This is a genomic window from Rhizobium vallis, assembly GCF_003985155.1.
GTDB lineage: Bacteria > Pseudomonadota > Alphaproteobacteria > Rhizobiales > Rhizobiaceae > Rhizobium > Rhizobium vallis.
This window is the reverse complement of sequence record NZ_ML133694.1, coordinates 212545-226490: the sequence shown is the minus strand read 5'-3', so window position 1 is coordinate 226490 and position 13946 is coordinate 212545. Positions and strand designations below refer to the sequence as shown.

15 protein-coding genes are annotated in these 13946 nt (G+C 61.6%); 11 read left to right on the top strand and 4 right to left on the bottom strand.

What is annotated here, in order from left to right; genetic code table 11:
* Positions 1-67: 67 nt before the first annotated feature.
* The 5 genes from EFQ99_RS23920 (at position 68) to EFQ99_RS23900 (ending at position 5472) form a co-directional block, all read left to right on the top strand.
* The gene (locus tag EFQ99_RS23920) at positions 68-862 is read left to right on the top strand and encodes a response regulator (protein ID WP_126923692.1); all 795 of its coding nucleotides are present in this window, start codon (positions 68-70) and stop codon (positions 860-862) included.
* A 192-nt stretch (positions 863-1054) separates the two neighbouring features.
* Positions 1055-2050 carry a sensor histidine kinase gene (locus tag EFQ99_RS23915; protein ID WP_208722813.1) on the top strand — a complete coding sequence of 332 codons (996 nt, stop codon included), beginning with the start codon at positions 1055-1057 and terminating at the stop codon, positions 2048-2050.
* A gap of 411 nt (positions 2051-2461) precedes the next feature.
* On the top strand, positions 2462-3823 hold the full coding sequence (locus EFQ99_RS23910) for an NAD(P)-dependent oxidoreductase (RefSeq protein WP_126923691.1): 1362 nt from the start codon (positions 2462-2464) through the stop codon (positions 3821-3823).
* Between the two features lie 15 nt (positions 3824-3838).
* On the top strand, positions 3839-5152 hold the full coding sequence (gene preA / locus EFQ99_RS23905) for an NAD-dependent dihydropyrimidine dehydrogenase subunit PreA (protein ID WP_126923690.1): 1314 nt from the start codon (positions 3839-3841) through the stop codon (positions 5150-5152).
* A gap of 62 nt (positions 5153-5214) precedes the next feature.
* Positions 5215-5472 (top strand): SEC-C metal-binding domain-containing protein, encoded by a 258-nt coding sequence (locus EFQ99_RS23900; RefSeq protein WP_126923689.1) that lies wholly within the window; start codon positions 5215-5217, stop codon positions 5470-5472.
* Between the two features lie 82 nt (positions 5473-5554).
* Here EFQ99_RS23900 and ftrA read toward each other — a convergent pair whose 3' ends face one another.
* On the bottom strand, positions 5555-6556 hold the full coding sequence (gene ftrA / locus EFQ99_RS23895) for a transcriptional regulator FtrA (protein WP_126923688.1): 1002 nt from the start codon (positions 6554-6556) through the stop codon (positions 5555-5557).
* A 70-nt stretch (positions 6557-6626) separates the two neighbouring features.
* Between ftrA and EFQ99_RS23890 the strand changes: the two genes are divergently transcribed.
* Positions 6627-7037 (top strand): rhodanese-like domain-containing protein, encoded by a 411-nt coding sequence (locus EFQ99_RS23890; RefSeq protein ID WP_126923687.1) that lies wholly within the window; start codon positions 6627-6629, stop codon positions 7035-7037.
* A 59-nt stretch (positions 7038-7096) separates the two neighbouring features.
* On the opposite strand, the gene EFQ99_RS23885 is transcribed toward EFQ99_RS23890, so the two are convergent.
* Positions 7097-8119 (bottom strand): zinc-dependent alcohol dehydrogenase family protein, encoded by a 1023-nt coding sequence (locus EFQ99_RS23885; RefSeq protein ID WP_126923686.1) that lies wholly within the window; start codon positions 8117-8119, stop codon positions 7097-7099.
* A 102-nt stretch (positions 8120-8221) separates the two neighbouring features.
* Between EFQ99_RS23885 and EFQ99_RS23880 the strand changes: the two genes are divergently transcribed.
* Positions 8222-9121 carry a LysR family transcriptional regulator gene (locus EFQ99_RS23880; protein WP_126923685.1) on the top strand — a complete coding sequence of 300 codons (900 nt, stop codon included), beginning with the start codon at positions 8222-8224 and terminating at the stop codon, positions 9119-9121.
* 45 nt (positions 9122-9166) lie between these two features.
* Here EFQ99_RS23880 and EFQ99_RS23875 read toward each other — a convergent pair whose 3' ends face one another.
* Positions 9167-9793 carry an HAD hydrolase-like protein gene (locus EFQ99_RS23875; RefSeq protein WP_126923684.1) on the bottom strand — a complete coding sequence of 209 codons (627 nt, stop codon included), beginning with the start codon at positions 9791-9793 and terminating at the stop codon, positions 9167-9169.
* A gap of 219 nt (positions 9794-10012) precedes the next feature.
* Positions 10013-10663, bottom strand: coding sequence for a TetR family transcriptional regulator C-terminal domain-containing protein (locus tag EFQ99_RS23870; RefSeq protein ID WP_126923683.1), 651 nt, complete (start codon positions 10661-10663; stop codon positions 10013-10015).
* 16 nt (positions 10664-10679) lie between these two features.
* Here EFQ99_RS23870 and EFQ99_RS23865 point away from each other — a divergent pair, with 16 nt between their 5' ends.
* The 4 genes from EFQ99_RS23865 to hydA all read left to right on the top strand — a co-directional run bounded on the left by EFQ99_RS23865 (position 10680) and on the right by hydA (position 13945).
* Positions 10680-10886, top strand: coding sequence for a hypothetical protein (locus EFQ99_RS23865; RefSeq protein WP_126923682.1), 207 nt, complete (start codon positions 10680-10682; stop codon positions 10884-10886).
* 76 nt (positions 10887-10962) lie between these two features.
* Entirely contained in the window at positions 10963-12216 is a 1254-nt protein-coding gene (locus tag EFQ99_RS23860) for a Zn-dependent hydrolase (protein WP_126923681.1), read from the top strand.
* The gene (locus EFQ99_RS23855; RefSeq protein ID WP_126923680.1) at positions 12213-12494 is read left to right on the top strand and encodes a hypothetical protein; all 282 of its coding nucleotides are present in this window, start codon (positions 12213-12215) and stop codon (positions 12492-12494) included. Before EFQ99_RS23860 ends, EFQ99_RS23855 begins: the two co-directional genes overlap by 4 nt.
* Positions 12491-13945: a dihydropyrimidinase gene (gene hydA, locus EFQ99_RS23850; protein ID WP_126923679.1), complete on the top strand. Its 1455-nt coding sequence runs from the start codon at positions 12491-12493 to the stop codon at positions 13943-13945. The genes EFQ99_RS23855 and hydA overlap by 4 nt, the downstream gene beginning before the upstream one ends.
* Position 13946 lies beyond the last annotated feature (1 nt).

Genomic DNA, 13946 nt, shown 5'->3' with positions numbered 1-13946 from the left:
ACTTTTTTACCAAGGCGGCGTTAACCGCTCATTGAAGCCAAGACCGGCCTGCATACGGGAGCCATTTATGACACTTTCTACTCGAATCGCGCCGCACCTTCCTTATCTGCGTCGCTATTCCCGCGCTCTGACCGGCACTCAGACATCAGGTGACGCTTATGTCGCCGCTGTTCTTGAAGCCATCATCGCCGATCTGTCGATTTTCCCGGATACGACGAATGACCGGGTTGCACTCTACAAACTGTTTACTCAACTGTTTGGTTCCACCGCCATCCAGATTCCAGAACCGACCTCGCCCTATGCCTGGGAGCAGCGCGCCACGCTCAACCTTTCCAAGGTTTCGCCGGGCGCCCGTCAGGCCTTCCTGCTCGCCGCCGTGGAGAATTTCCGGGTTGCCGAAATTGCGGAAATCCTGGAACTCGACGAACAGGACGTCATGCGCCTGCTCGACAAGGCCTCGCAGGAAATTTCCCGCCAGGTCGCTACCGATATCATGATCATCGAGGACGAACCGCTGATCGCCATGGATATCGAGCAGATGGTGGAAAGCCTCGGCCATCGCGTCACCGGCATTGCGCGCACGCATGCCGAGGCCGTCGCGCTCTACAACAAGACCAAGCCGAGCATGGTGCTGGCCGACATTCAGCTGGCCGACGGCAGCTCCGGTATCGATGCCGTCAACGACATCCTCAAGACATCGAGCGTGCCGGTTATCTTCATCACCGCTTTCCCGGAACGGCTTCTGACCGGCGAGCGCCCCGAACCCACGTTCCTTGTTACCAAACCCTTCAATCCCGACATGGTCAAGGCACTGATCAGTCAGGCACTTTTCTTCAATGAATCGACCAAAGTAGCCGCCTGAAACGCAATTTTCCGGCCTTCGGAACCAAATCGCCAATATAGGCGTTCCGGTGCTACCGGAGCGTTGCGGTGGTTTTAACGGTTTTTGCAGCGCTTTGTTCTAGAGTTGGCAGGCGATTTCCTGAAGGGCTCTCCCTTCAGCGACGTTCGAGATGTCACAAGGAAAGGCGGCCGAGTGAATACGACGGAAGCATTGTCCGGCACGCCTTTCACGTTCGAAGGCAAGACCGCAATGATGGAGCGTGCGCTCGGCAGCGCCGGGATTTCAATCCTCTGCCAGGACGCCCGGCTTTCGATCTTCTACGCCGAAAATCTGCCGCCGTATTTTGCAGCGCTCTTCATGCCTGGCGGCAGCGATGCCGCGCTTTTCGGCGATGCCCACGGCCGATATCTGACGGCGCTGAAACACAAGGTGCTTGAAACCGGCATTCCCAACAATGCCGAGGTCGCCATCGACGTCGACGGCGAAATGCGCACCTATGAGCTGAAGATCCAGCGCACCGGCGAACGCGGCGCACATGGACTTCTGTCCGTCATGGCTGAGGTCACCGAAAGCCGGCATCGCGAAAAAGTGCTGAAATCGCTGCTGCGCGAGCTTTCGCACCGCTCGAAGAACCTTCTCGCCATCATCCAGGGCATCGCCACGCAGACGGCGCGCAACACGCTCTCTCTCGACAGTTTCCTCCTCAAATTCCGCGGACGGCTGCAATCGCTTTCCAACTCGCAGGACCTGATCACGGATTCGAGCTGGCGCGGCGCCTACCTCTTCGAACTCGCCGAAAAGCAGTTCGCCCCCTATTGGCCGGAAACATCGGGCTCCATGCCGATCTACGGCATCAACGCCCATCTGACGCCGAATGCCGCCGTGCATCTCGGCCTCGCCCTCCACGAACTCATCGTCAACTCCGCCTCCTATGGCGCGATATCAGGCGGTGCGACGTCCATCACCCTGAATTGCCGCGAAGCCATGATCGGCGACAGGCGGGCAATCGAGGTCGCCTGGGCGGAAGTGCTGCGCAATCAGTCGGAAATTCACGAATTCAGCGACAACAGCTTCGGCCGCACCGTGCTGGAGCGCGTCGTGCCCTCCTCGGTCAACGGCAAGGCGGAACTCAATCTCGTTCCCGGTCGCATCGAATATCGCCTGACCATCCCGGAAACCGAATTCGAGATTCTCAAGCGGGCGTGAGCCTGGGGAAGCCGAAGCCTTAAAACGGAAAAACAGCCGGTGCGAGGGCGGCGCACCGGCTGTCTTCACTCACCGGGAGGGGACCGTGAGTACGTCCGGATGGTGGGTTGGGGGCGCGCATGTTGGGTCGATGCGATCACCATCCGGATATCGCAATAACGACGGCGCTACACTTTGGTTCCCTCGGATCGAAAATAAATTCGACTTTTTTGAATCTTTTTTCGGATCCCCTTTCCCTGCCCCGCGCCTAGCCATACCACGCTTTCGAACCGGATAAATTCCCTCCGTCAAAACAGACACTTACATGTCAGTTCGCGAGCGGCAATCAGCAAAATTTTACCGTTTGATAAATTTTTAAACCTGAGTTACGCTTTCCCTCACAGGCCGTTTACCAATAATGAGGGAACTTCAATGGAACGACTGGAAACTGGGATTCATGCTGGCCGGCTTTCGCCCGCCGAGTATGAGGCTAATTTTTCCGATCTTCATCCGCGCCTCGATAATCATGAGGCGCTGGTCGCCGCCGATCGCTGTTATTTCTGCCATGACGCGCCGTGCATGACGGCCTGTCCCACCTCGATCGACATTCCGCTCTTCATCCGCCAGATTTCGACCGGCAACCCGATCGGTTCGGCAAAGACGATCTTCGATCAGAACATTCTCGGCGGCATGTGCGCCCGCGTCTGTCCCACCGAAGAACTCTGCGAGCAGGCCTGTGTGCGCAACACGGCCGAAGAGCGCCCTGTCGAGATCGGCCGTCTGCAGCGCTATGCCACAGATGCCGCCATGCAGGCCGGCAAGCAGTTCTATGTCAGGGCCGAAGCGACCGGAAAGAAGATCGCCGTCGTCGGCGCAGGCCCGGCAGGCCTTGCCGCCGCCCATCGCCTGGCGGTGAAGGGCCATTCCGTCACCATCTATGATGCCCGGGAAAAATCCGGTGGCCTCAACGAATATGGCATCGCCACGTATAAGACGGTCGACGATTTCGCACAGGCGGAAGTCGATTACGTCCTCTCGATCGGCGGCATCGAGGTCCGGCACGGCGCCCTTCTCGGCCGCGAGTTTTCGCTTGCCGATCTGCAGGCGCAATATGACGCCGTCTTCCTCGGCATCGGTCTTGCCGGCGTCAACGCGCTACGCATCGAGGGCGAGAACCTTGCAGGCGTCGACGACGCCGTCGATTTCATCGCAGCCCTTCGCCAGGCCGAAGACAAGAGCGGCATCGCCATCGGCCGCCGCGTCGTCGTCCTCGGCGGCGGCATGACGGCGATCGACGCTGCCGTGCAGGCAAAGCTCCTTGGCGCCGAGGAGGTGACGATCTGTTACCGCCGCGGCAAGGAACATATGAACGCCTCCGAATATGAGCAGGATCTGGCAAGCTCCAAGGGCGTCATCATCCGCCACTGGCTGGCGCCGAAATCAATCCTCTCGCAGGACGGCAAGGTGGCCGCGATCGAGGTGGAATATACCAAACTCGTTGAAGGCCGCCTCGTCGGCACCGGCGAAACCGGCGTAATCGCCGCCGACCAGATCTTCAAGGCGATCGGCCAGACTTTCGAAGCCTCCAGCCTCGGCTCGCTGCGCATGGAATCCGGCCGCATCGCCGTCGACACCGAAGGCCACACCTCGCTCGACGGCGTCTGGGCCGGCGGCGACTGCGTCTTCGGCGGCGAGGATCTCACGGTTTCGGCCGTCGCCCATGGTCGCGACGCGGCCGAATCCATTCACCGAACCCTGTCCGCAGCAGCCGCTCCGGCTGTCGCGGTTGCTTGAAGGGGAGAATGAACAATGGCTGATCTCCGCAATAATTTCGTCGGCATCAAATCCCCGAACCCGTTCTGGCTGGCCTCGGCGCCGCCGACCGACAAGGCCTATAACGTCGAGCGCGCCTTCAAAGCCGGCTGGGGTGGCGTGGTCTGGAAGACACTGGGCGAGGAAGGCCCGCCCGTCGTCAACGTTAACGGCCCGCGCTATGGCGCGATCTGGGGCGCGGACCGGCGCCTGCTCGGCCTGAACAATATCGAGCTCATCACTGACCGCGACCTGCAGACCAATCTCAGGGAAATGAAACAGGTCAAGATGAACTGGCCGGACCGGGCGCTCATCGCTTCGATCATGGTGCCCTGCGAGGAACAGGCCTGGAAGGCCATCCTGCCGCTGGTGGAAGAGACCGAAGCAGACGGCATCGAGCTCAATTTCGGCTGTCCGCACGGCATGTCCGAACGCGGCATGGGCTCCGCGGTCGGCCAGGTGCCGGAATATATCGAAATGGTCGTGCGCTGGTGCAAGCATTACACCCGCATGCCCGTCATCACCAAGCTGACGCCCAACATCACCGATATCCGCCGCCCCGCCCGCGCAGCCAAGGCCGGCGGCACCGACGCGGTCTCGCTGATCAATACGATCAACTCGATCGTCTCCGTCGATCTCGACAACTTCGCCCCCAACCCGACGGTCGGCGGCAAGGGCAGCCATGGCGGCTATTGCGGCCCGGCGGTCAAGCCGATCGCGCTCAACATGGTGGCCGAGATCGCCCGCGATCCCGAAACCTACGGCCTGCCGATCTCAGGCATCGGCGGCATCACCACCTGGCGAGATGCGGCCGAATTCCTGGTCCTCGGCGCCGGCAACGTGCAGGTCTGCACCGCAGCCATGACCTACGGCTTCAAGATCGTCCAGGAAATGATCACTGGCCTTTCCGACTGGATGGATGAAAAGGGCCACAAGACCCTCGACGACATCACCGGCCGCGCCGTGCCCAACGTCACCGACTGGCAGTATCTCAACCTCAACTATATTGCCAAGGCGAAGATCGACCAGGACGCCTGCATCAAATGCGGCCGCTGCTACATCGCCTGCGAGGACACCTCGCACCAGGCGATCACCAACTTCGTCGATGGCGTTCGCCATTTCGAGGTGATGGACGAGGAATGCGTCGGCTGCAATCTCTGCGTCAGCGTCTGCCCGGTCGAGAACTGCATCACCATGGAGCAGCTCCCCGCCGGCACCCTCGACAAGCGCACCGGCAAGGTGGTCGACCCGCACTACGCCAACTGGACGACCCACCCGAACAACCCGATGGCCCGCCAGGCTGCGGAGTGACGGCTTTGCAACGCCGCGGAAAAGATCAATCCGCGGCGTTGCGCTGAGCCTACGATGGATTTATGGCGACCCTGCTGCACCATCGCAGCGTGTCCACGAAGAGGAGGCAGCCATGGCTCGCAAACACCTCACCGACCTCAGCTTTTGAGGTCACGTCGAAACGACGCAAATCCTTCCCATCCGAAGCCCGGGTCAAGACCGGTTCGCAAATCGTACATGGCGATGTCGAACTGATTGAAAAACTCGGACGCAACGATCCCTGCCCTTGCGGCTCCGGGAGGCGGTTTCAAGAACTGCTGCCTGCAATCCGGCCGCTATGACGGCATCGAGCGGGATTATTATTTTTAGAGACCGTGAGTGAAGATGACGGCGCCCTTTTTCGAAAGGGTGCCGTCTTCCCCGTTAGCCGCCGAATGACTTCCGATAGGCATTGGGGCTCGTGCCCAACCGCCGGCGGAAATGATGCCGCATCGTCGCCAGCGTGCCGAAGCCGCTGGCGACGGCGATGTCGTCGAGCGAGACCGCAAGTTCCCTTTCCAGCAGATCGCGGGCATGGCGCAGCCGCTCCTTCAGCAGCCATTCGCCGACGCTGAGACCGGTCGTCGCTTCGAACCGGCGCTGAAAGGTGCGCATGCTCATGCCCGCCCTTTTGGCAAGCAGGCTGATCGGCTGCTCCTCGGAAAGGCTTTCACGCATCCATTCGATCAGCGGGCCCAAGCGAATGCCCTCGCGTTCTTCAGGAACCGGCGCGCTGATGAACTGCGCCTGTCCGCCTTCGCGATGCGGCGGCACGACGAGGCGGCGGGCGACGCTGTTTGCGGCCTCCGAGCCGAAATCGCCGCGCACGACATGCAGGCAGAGATCGATGCCGGCGGCACTTCCGGCCGCCGTCAGCAGGCTGCCCTCGTCGATGTAGAGAACGCCGGCATCAAGTGTGATGTTGGGATAGCGCGCCGCGATCGAGGCGACATAGCGCCAATGCGTCGTCGCCCTGCGGTTGGCGAGCAGGCCGGCGCCGGCAAGAACCGCAACGCCGGAGCAGAGCGACATGATGCGCGCGCCGCGCTGATGCGCTGCCCTGAGGGCTGCGGCGAGCGGCTCCGGCACCGGCGCATCGATCGCCCGCCAGCCGGGCACGACGATCAGGTCCGCCTCATCGAGCACCTCCAGCCCCTTGTCGACCGCGACCGTCAATCCGCCAGCGGCGCGAAGCGGGCCGGGCTCGATGCCGCAGACCGAGAAGCGATACCAGCCTTCGCCCATCTCGGGACGCGGCAGGCCAAAGACTTCGTAGGCGATACCAAATTCGAAGGTGCAGAGCCCATCATAGGCAAGCGCCGCGACCAGCGGTCCTCTCGTTTGCTGTAGCGATGCGTTTGGCATGATCTTTACGCTGTCAGTCATGATGGCCAATTTCACAAAGCTCTAGCATCGGCGATACCAGACGGCAATTCCAACCGGAAAGGAAAGACCGATGCCAAGCCCCGTCGCCGAAACCCCAGCCGCCGAGCCCGATATCGCCGCCGCCCATTTTGCCGCCAAGCTCGCCTTCGAGACCGATTGCTCGGATGTCAGCTCCGCCTTTGCCGCCGGCAAAGTTGATTTCGTTCTTCTCGATGTGCGTTCGCCGGCACTGTTTGCGCAATCCCACGTTCCGGGCGCGATCAACCTGCCGCACGGCAAAATGACCGCCCATCGCATGTCGGAATGGGCAAGGGACACGCTCTTCGTCGTCTATTGCGCCGGCCCCCATTGCAACGGCGCCGACAAGGCCGCCTTCCGCCTCGCCAAGCTCGGCCTCAAGGCCAAGCTGATGATTGGCGGCATGACTGGCTGGGCCGACGAAGGCCTTGCCTTCGAACAGGGCGTTCCCGCCGCGGCCTGACCAGCTTTCCCTTCTCCCGGCGGCGTTTATCTGCCCTGGGAGAAGGGAAATCGCGATCGTCAGAACTCGACGACCACCTTGCCGAAAGGCCCGCGATAGAGATGATCGAGCGCCTGCGGGAATTCGTCGAAAGCATAGCGTTTGTCGATGACAGGCTTCAGCCCGATCTGGTCGATGGCTCGCACAAGATCTTCGAGCGCGCGGCGATGGCCGACGGAAATGCCCTGCACGACAGGGGCCTTGAGCAAAAGCGGACCTGCCGGGCCGGAGACTTCGAACCCTTCGAGCACGCCGATGACGGAAATGCGGCCGTTGATCGCGACCGCCCTCAGCGCCTCGCCGAGATGCGGACCGCCGACGATTTCGAGCACGTGGTCGGCGCCGTAGCCGTCGGTCAACTGATAGAGCTGCTCCACCCAGTCGCCCTCATGGCGGTTGATCGCGTGATCGGCGCCGAGGGCAAGAGCACGCTCGAGCTTCTCCCCGCTGCCTGACGTGATGAAGACCTCCGCGCCATGCGCCTTGGCGATCTGCAGGCCAAAGAGCGCCACACCGCCGGTACCCTCCATCACAACCTTGTCGCCGGCCTTCAGGCCGCCGCGTTCGATCAAGGCGAACCAGGCCGTCAGACCGGCGCAGGGCAAGGTGCTCGCCTGCGCCGCATCGAGCGTGTCAGGCGCGCGCGAATACCATTCCTCGGACAGCACGCTATATTGGGAAAGGACGCCCGGATAGAAGCCGCCGCGTGTCTTGTAAGGCGGCGTGCGCGCGTCGCCCAACCCGCGTCCGTCGATCCAGTCAGGCGAAAAGGTCGAGATGACCCGGTCGCCCGGCTTGAAGCGGGTAACCTCGGGACCGACCGCCTCCACGATCCCGGCCATATCGGAAGCCGCCACGAAGGGAAATTGCAGCGGCAGCCCCATGCCGCTCTCCATCACCAGCCGGTCGCGAAAATTGAGCGAGACAGCTTCCGTCCGAACCAGGACCTTGTTTCCCGAAACTGGCTCAAGCCTGCGTTCGCCGATCGTCAGCTCGCGGTCCGGTCCGACCGCGTCGATCTGCCATTCCCGTGTCGTCTCCATTGCCTTGTTCCTTGTCCATTGCAGGGAGCAAGACCATATCGTTGAATATTTCGCACCAGTTGCGATATTAATTCGCCAGAATGGTTCCACAAAGGAAACAAAATGGAACAGCTGAAGGGCATCTCAATCTTTGTCGAAACGGTCGAGGCCGGTGGTTTTTCGGCTGCCGCCGACCGGCTCCATCTCACGCGCTCGGCGGTCGGCAAGACCATCGCCCGTCTGGAACAGCGCCTCGGCGTGCGGCTTTTCAACCGGACGACACGCATGCAGAGCCTCACCGAGGAAGGCCGCTTCTTCTATGAGCGCTGCCTGCGGGCGGTCGAGGAAATTCGCCTCGGAGAAGCCATGCTGGAATCCGGCCGGCGCGACGTGCGTGGCCGATTGCGCATCTCCATGCCCGTGCTTTTCGGCCGCCACTGCATCGCGCCGGTCCTCGCAACCCTGCTCGATGAACATCCGGATCTCGAAATAGACCTCTCCTTCAACGACCGTGTCGTCGATCTGCTTGAGGATGGCTTCGACCTTGCCATCCGCAACGGACCGCTGAAAGACAATCCGGATCTGATGGCTCGGGCGATCGCCCGCCAACGCATGACAGTCTGCGCATCGCCCGCCTATCTGGAAAGACACGGGCCCCCGCAGACGGTTTCCGATATTCCGCGGCATGAAGGCATCGTCTACCGACGGGGCGTTGACGACAAGGGCTGGATCTTTCCCACGGCAGCCGATCCCATGCGCCGGATAGCGCCGAAGGCCCGGCTGCGGCTCGACGATCTGGCTGCGATATCAGACGCGGCCGTCGCCGGGCGCGGCCTTGCCTGGCTGCCTTGCTGGCTCGTACGCGACGAGGTGCTTGCAGGCCGGCTCATCCAGGTGCTGAAACACGAGCCGGCCAATGTCTTCGATGCCCATGCCATCTGGCCACGCTCCCCGGTCATGCTGCCGAAGGTGAGACTTGCGATCGATGCGCTTGCCTCCAGATTGCCGACGGTAATGGGCTGAATCGTTCGACCCAAGGCGATGGCGCTCGCTAGCAGGCTTGGATGGCTATCCAGCCAGTCTCTCTAGTTCATGCACTTGCTCGAGCAGCAGCGTCGGCTTCATCAGCCGAAGCGATTCCGGTGCGGCATATCCCCAGGTGACTGCCGCCGATGACGCACCGACTGCCTTGGCTGCCTCGATGTCGCGCGTCTCGTCGCCGACGCAGATGGTGCGCTCCGGCGCGGTCCCGAGCTGCTTCATCGCACCTCTAAACTTGACGGCCTTGCCGAATATTGAAGACCCGCATCCATAGAAATCGATCAGTTCGGCAAGCCCCGGGCCAAGAACCACTCGTACGTTCTGCTCGGTATTGGAACTGACGATCGCGAGCTTGATGCCGCGCTGGCGCAACATCGTCAATACAGGTGCGACCCCTTCGAATAGCCGTATCGACTCGATGTCCTCTGTCGCTCTTCGCCGCATATATGCGGCGATAGCCGGCATCTTCCACATCGGCACTCGTAGCTTCCGAATGATCTCACGGTTCCCCAAATGCCGGAGCGCCTCCCTCTCTTCGACTGATGTTCGGCGGAAACCGAAACGATCAGCCACGTCGTTGAGCGAGCCGGAGAACCACTCCCCACTATCTGCAAGCGTTCCATCGAAGTCGAAAATGGCTAGATCATGTTTCATCGCTCGAACTTTGCCTTACAGCAGCTAGCCAAGCAACACGTCGCGCGCAAAGGCATTCAATCACCAACTGCTGTTCCGAACGATAAAGAAAGTAATCCGCGCGCCACCTAGCGAATGGCGGCCGAAACGAAGTCGCGCCCATCTTACAGAGACCCTATACGACCGAAGGCATAACGGATCTTCTCGCCCGGCTGCAGCTTCCCAAGAGAGGCTAAGCGGTCACGTTCCCGAAGTATCCGGCCGCAGCCCGCCGATGAAGAGCTGTTCGAGAAACCGCGCCGCATCCTCGAAGCGCCCATCGCCGGCATGCTCCTGCCCCAGCACCGCGCGAACCTGGACGTCGAAATCCGCATAATGCTGCGTCGTCGACCAGATCGAGAAGATCAGGTGGTAGGGATCGCATTTGGCGATCTTGCCTGATTTCGCCCAGGCGCGGATGACCTCCGCCTTCTCGTCCACCAGTTCCTTCAGCGGCCCCTTCAGCTCGTCCTCGATATGGGGCGCGCCCTGCAGCACCTCATTGGCGAAAAGCCGGCTCTCGCGCGGAAAGTCACGCGCCATCTCAAGCTTGCGTCTGATGTAGCTGCGGATTTCCTCCTCCGGATTGCCTTCGGCATCGAAGGCGCGCAACGGCTCCAGCCAGGTGTAGAGCACACGGTCGATCAGCGCCCGGTGCATGGCTTCCTTGGTGCGGAAATAATAGAGCAGGTTGGGTTTCGACATGCCGGCCACTTCGGCGATCTGATCGATGGTCGAGCCGCGAAAGCCGCGTGCCGAAAACACGTCGAGCGCCGCCTCCAGAATCTGCTCTTCCTTCTCCTCCTGGATTCGCGTCCGCCTTAGGGTTTTCGCTGCTCTCGGAATAGCCATCGGCTATTGTTTCCCCTTGAAATTCAACTTCTTCGCTCAAGTTTCGGCCGGTAGCCATCCCCGCCGCTTTCTTGTGCAACTGCCCGCATTTTTATCGGCAATTTTCGTGATTTTCGTCTTGAGCCCGGCGGTGGAAGTTGTAATGTTTACCAATCGGTCAAATATCCGCCAGATGAAAAACAAAGGCAACTGGCGATTTTCCGGCGCTCGACAAAACCAATAAGAGGCGCGGGAAGAGACCACGGGAACAGGCGGGCATGCCCCTTGCATGACTGCCGCAAACAGGTGAGGGCATAAGAATGGTGGCAGCACCAGGCGAGAACATGCGCGTCAATGGCGACCGTCTCTGGGACAGTCTCATGGACATGGCGAAAATCGGCCCCGGCATTGCTGGCGGCAACAACCGCCAGACGCTGACGGATTCGGATGCCGAGGGCCGAAGCCTTTTCAAGACATGGTGCGACGAAGCGGGCCTGACCATGGGCATCGATCGCATGGGCACGATGTTTGCCACTCGCCCCGGCACCGATCCCGATGCCCTGCCTGTCTATGTCGGCTCGCACCTCGACACCCAGCCGACCGGCGGCAAATATGACGGAGTGCTCGGCGTGCTTTCGGCGCTCGAAGTCGTGCGCACGATGAACGACCTCGGCATCAAGACGAAGCACCCGATCGTCGTCACCAACTGGACGAACGAGGAAGGCGCGCGTTTTGCCCCCGCCATGCTGGCATCCGGCGTCTTCGCCGGCGTGCACAGCCTGGACTTTGCCTATAATCGCAGGGATCCAGAGGGCAATCTCTTCGGCGACGAGCTGAAGCGCATCGGCTGGGTCGGCGACGAAGAGGTCGGCGCCCGCAAGATGCACGCCTATTTCGAATATCACATCGAGCAGGGTCCGATCCTCGAAGCCGAAGACAAGCAGATCGGCGTCGTCACCCACTGTCAGGGCCTCTGGTGGCTGGAATTCACGCTGACCGGCAAGGAAGCCCATACCGGCTCGACGCCGATGAACATGCGCGTCAATGCCGGCCTTGCCATGTCGCGCATCCTGGAAATGGTCCAGGGTGTCGCCATGGGCGAACAGCCGGGCGCCGTCGGCGGCGTCGGCCAGGTCTTCTTCTCGCCGAATTCGCGCAACGTCCTGCCGGGCAAGGTGGTCTTCACGGTCGACATCCGCTCGCCCGACAAGGCCAAGCTCGACCGCATGCGGGCAAAGATCGAGGCGCAAGCGCCTGACATCTGCAACGCGCTGGGTGTCGGCTGCTCCATCGAGGCAATCGGCCATTTCGCGCCGGTCACCTTCGACGAAAAGCTCGTCACCTCGGTTCGCTCCGCCGCCGAGCGCCTCGGCTACAGCCACATGAACCTCATCTCCGGCGCCGGCCACGACGCCTGCTGGGCCGCCAAGGTTGCGCCCGCGACGATGGTCATGTGCCCCTGCGTCGGCGGCCTGTCGCACAACGAGGCGGAAGAAATCTCCAAGGAATGGGCGACGGCGGGCGCCGATGTGCTGTTCCATGCGGTTGTGGAGACGGCGGAGATTGTGGTGTGATCACGGATCCGGACGCAGATCTGGACAGCATGAGCCATGCTGATCTGTTGTCGGCGGCACGAGCTATGCGCCACGCGATCCGCGTTCACCGCGATACGTCGGGGCATGAACTCTGTTGGCATCATCCCGATCTGTGGACGCTCCTGCCTGATACGCCGGCCGGCGGTCAGATCGTGCCCGATTGGCCTCAATTTATGCGCGGCTGCATCCGCTACCGCCAGTCATTGGATAACCAGCTTGCGCAGGCACCGCGCAGCGACAGGGAGTTCGGAGAATGAGCACAGTCATCAAGAACGGCACCATCGTCACGGCCGACCTCACCTACAAGGCTGACGTGAAAATCGACGGCGGCAAGATCATCGAGATTGGTCCGAACCTCTCGGGCAAAGAGACGCTCGATGCCTCCGGCTGTTATGTCATGCCGGGTGGTATCGACCCGCACACCCATCTCGAAATGCCTTTCATGGGAACCTATTCCTCCGACGATTTCGAGAGCGGCACGCGCGCGGCGCTTTCCGGCGGCACGACCATGGTCGTCGATTTCGCCCTGCCCGCCCCCGGCCAGTCGCTGCTCGAAGCGCTGACCATGTGGGACAACAAATCCACCCGCGCCAATTGCGACTATTCCTTTCACATGGCGGTCACCTGGTGGAGCGAGCAGGTCTTCAAGGAAATGGAGACCATCGTCCGCGACAAGGGCATCAACACCTTCAAGCACTTCATGGCCTATAAGGGCGCGCTGATGGTCGACGATGACGAGATGTTCGCCTCCTTCCAGCGCTGCGCCGAACTCGGCGCGCTGCCGCTGGTGCATGCCGAAAACGGCGACGTCGTCGCCTCGATGTCGGCAAAGCTGCTCGCAGAGGGCAATAACGGCCCCGAGGCGCATGCCTATTCTCGCCCGGCCGAAGTCGAGGGCGAGGCCACCAACCGCGCCATCATGATCGCCGATATGGCCGGCTGCCCGGTTTACATCGTCCACACCTCCTGCGAACAGGCGCACGAGGCGATCCGCCGCGCCCGCTCCAAGGGCATGCGCGTCTACGGCGAGCCGCTGATCCAGCACCTGACGCTTGATGAAAGCGAATATTCCAATCCCGACTGGGATCACGCCGCCCGCCGCGTGATGTCGCCGCCCTTCCGCAGCAAGCAGCATCAGGATAGCCTCTGGGCGGGGCTTGCCTCCGGCTCGCTGCAGGTGGTCGCAACCGACCATTGCGCCTTCACCACAGCGCAGAAGCGCTTCGGCGTCGGCGATTTCACCAAGATCCCGAACGGTACCGGCGGCCTCGAAGACCGCATGCCGATGCTCTGGACGCACGGCGTCAACACCGGCCGGCTGACGATGAACGAATTCGTCGCCGTCACCTCGACCAACATCGCCAAGATCCTCAACATCTATCCGAAAAAGGGCGCGATCCTCATCGGCGCCGATGCCGATATCGTCGTCTGGGACCCGAAACGCTCCAAGACCATCTCGTCCAAGGCCCAGCAGTCGGCGATCGACTATAACGTCTTCGAGGGGAAGGAAGTCACCGGCCTGCCGCGCTATACGCTGACGCGGGGTGTGGTCGCGATCGAGGAAAGCACCATCAAGACCCAGGAGGGCCACGGCGAGTTCGTCAGGCGCGAGCCGGTCACGGCCGTCAGCAAGGCGCTGTCCACCTGGAAGGAGATCACCTCTCCGCGCAAGGTGGAACGCAGCGGCATTCCGGCAACCGGCGTGTGAC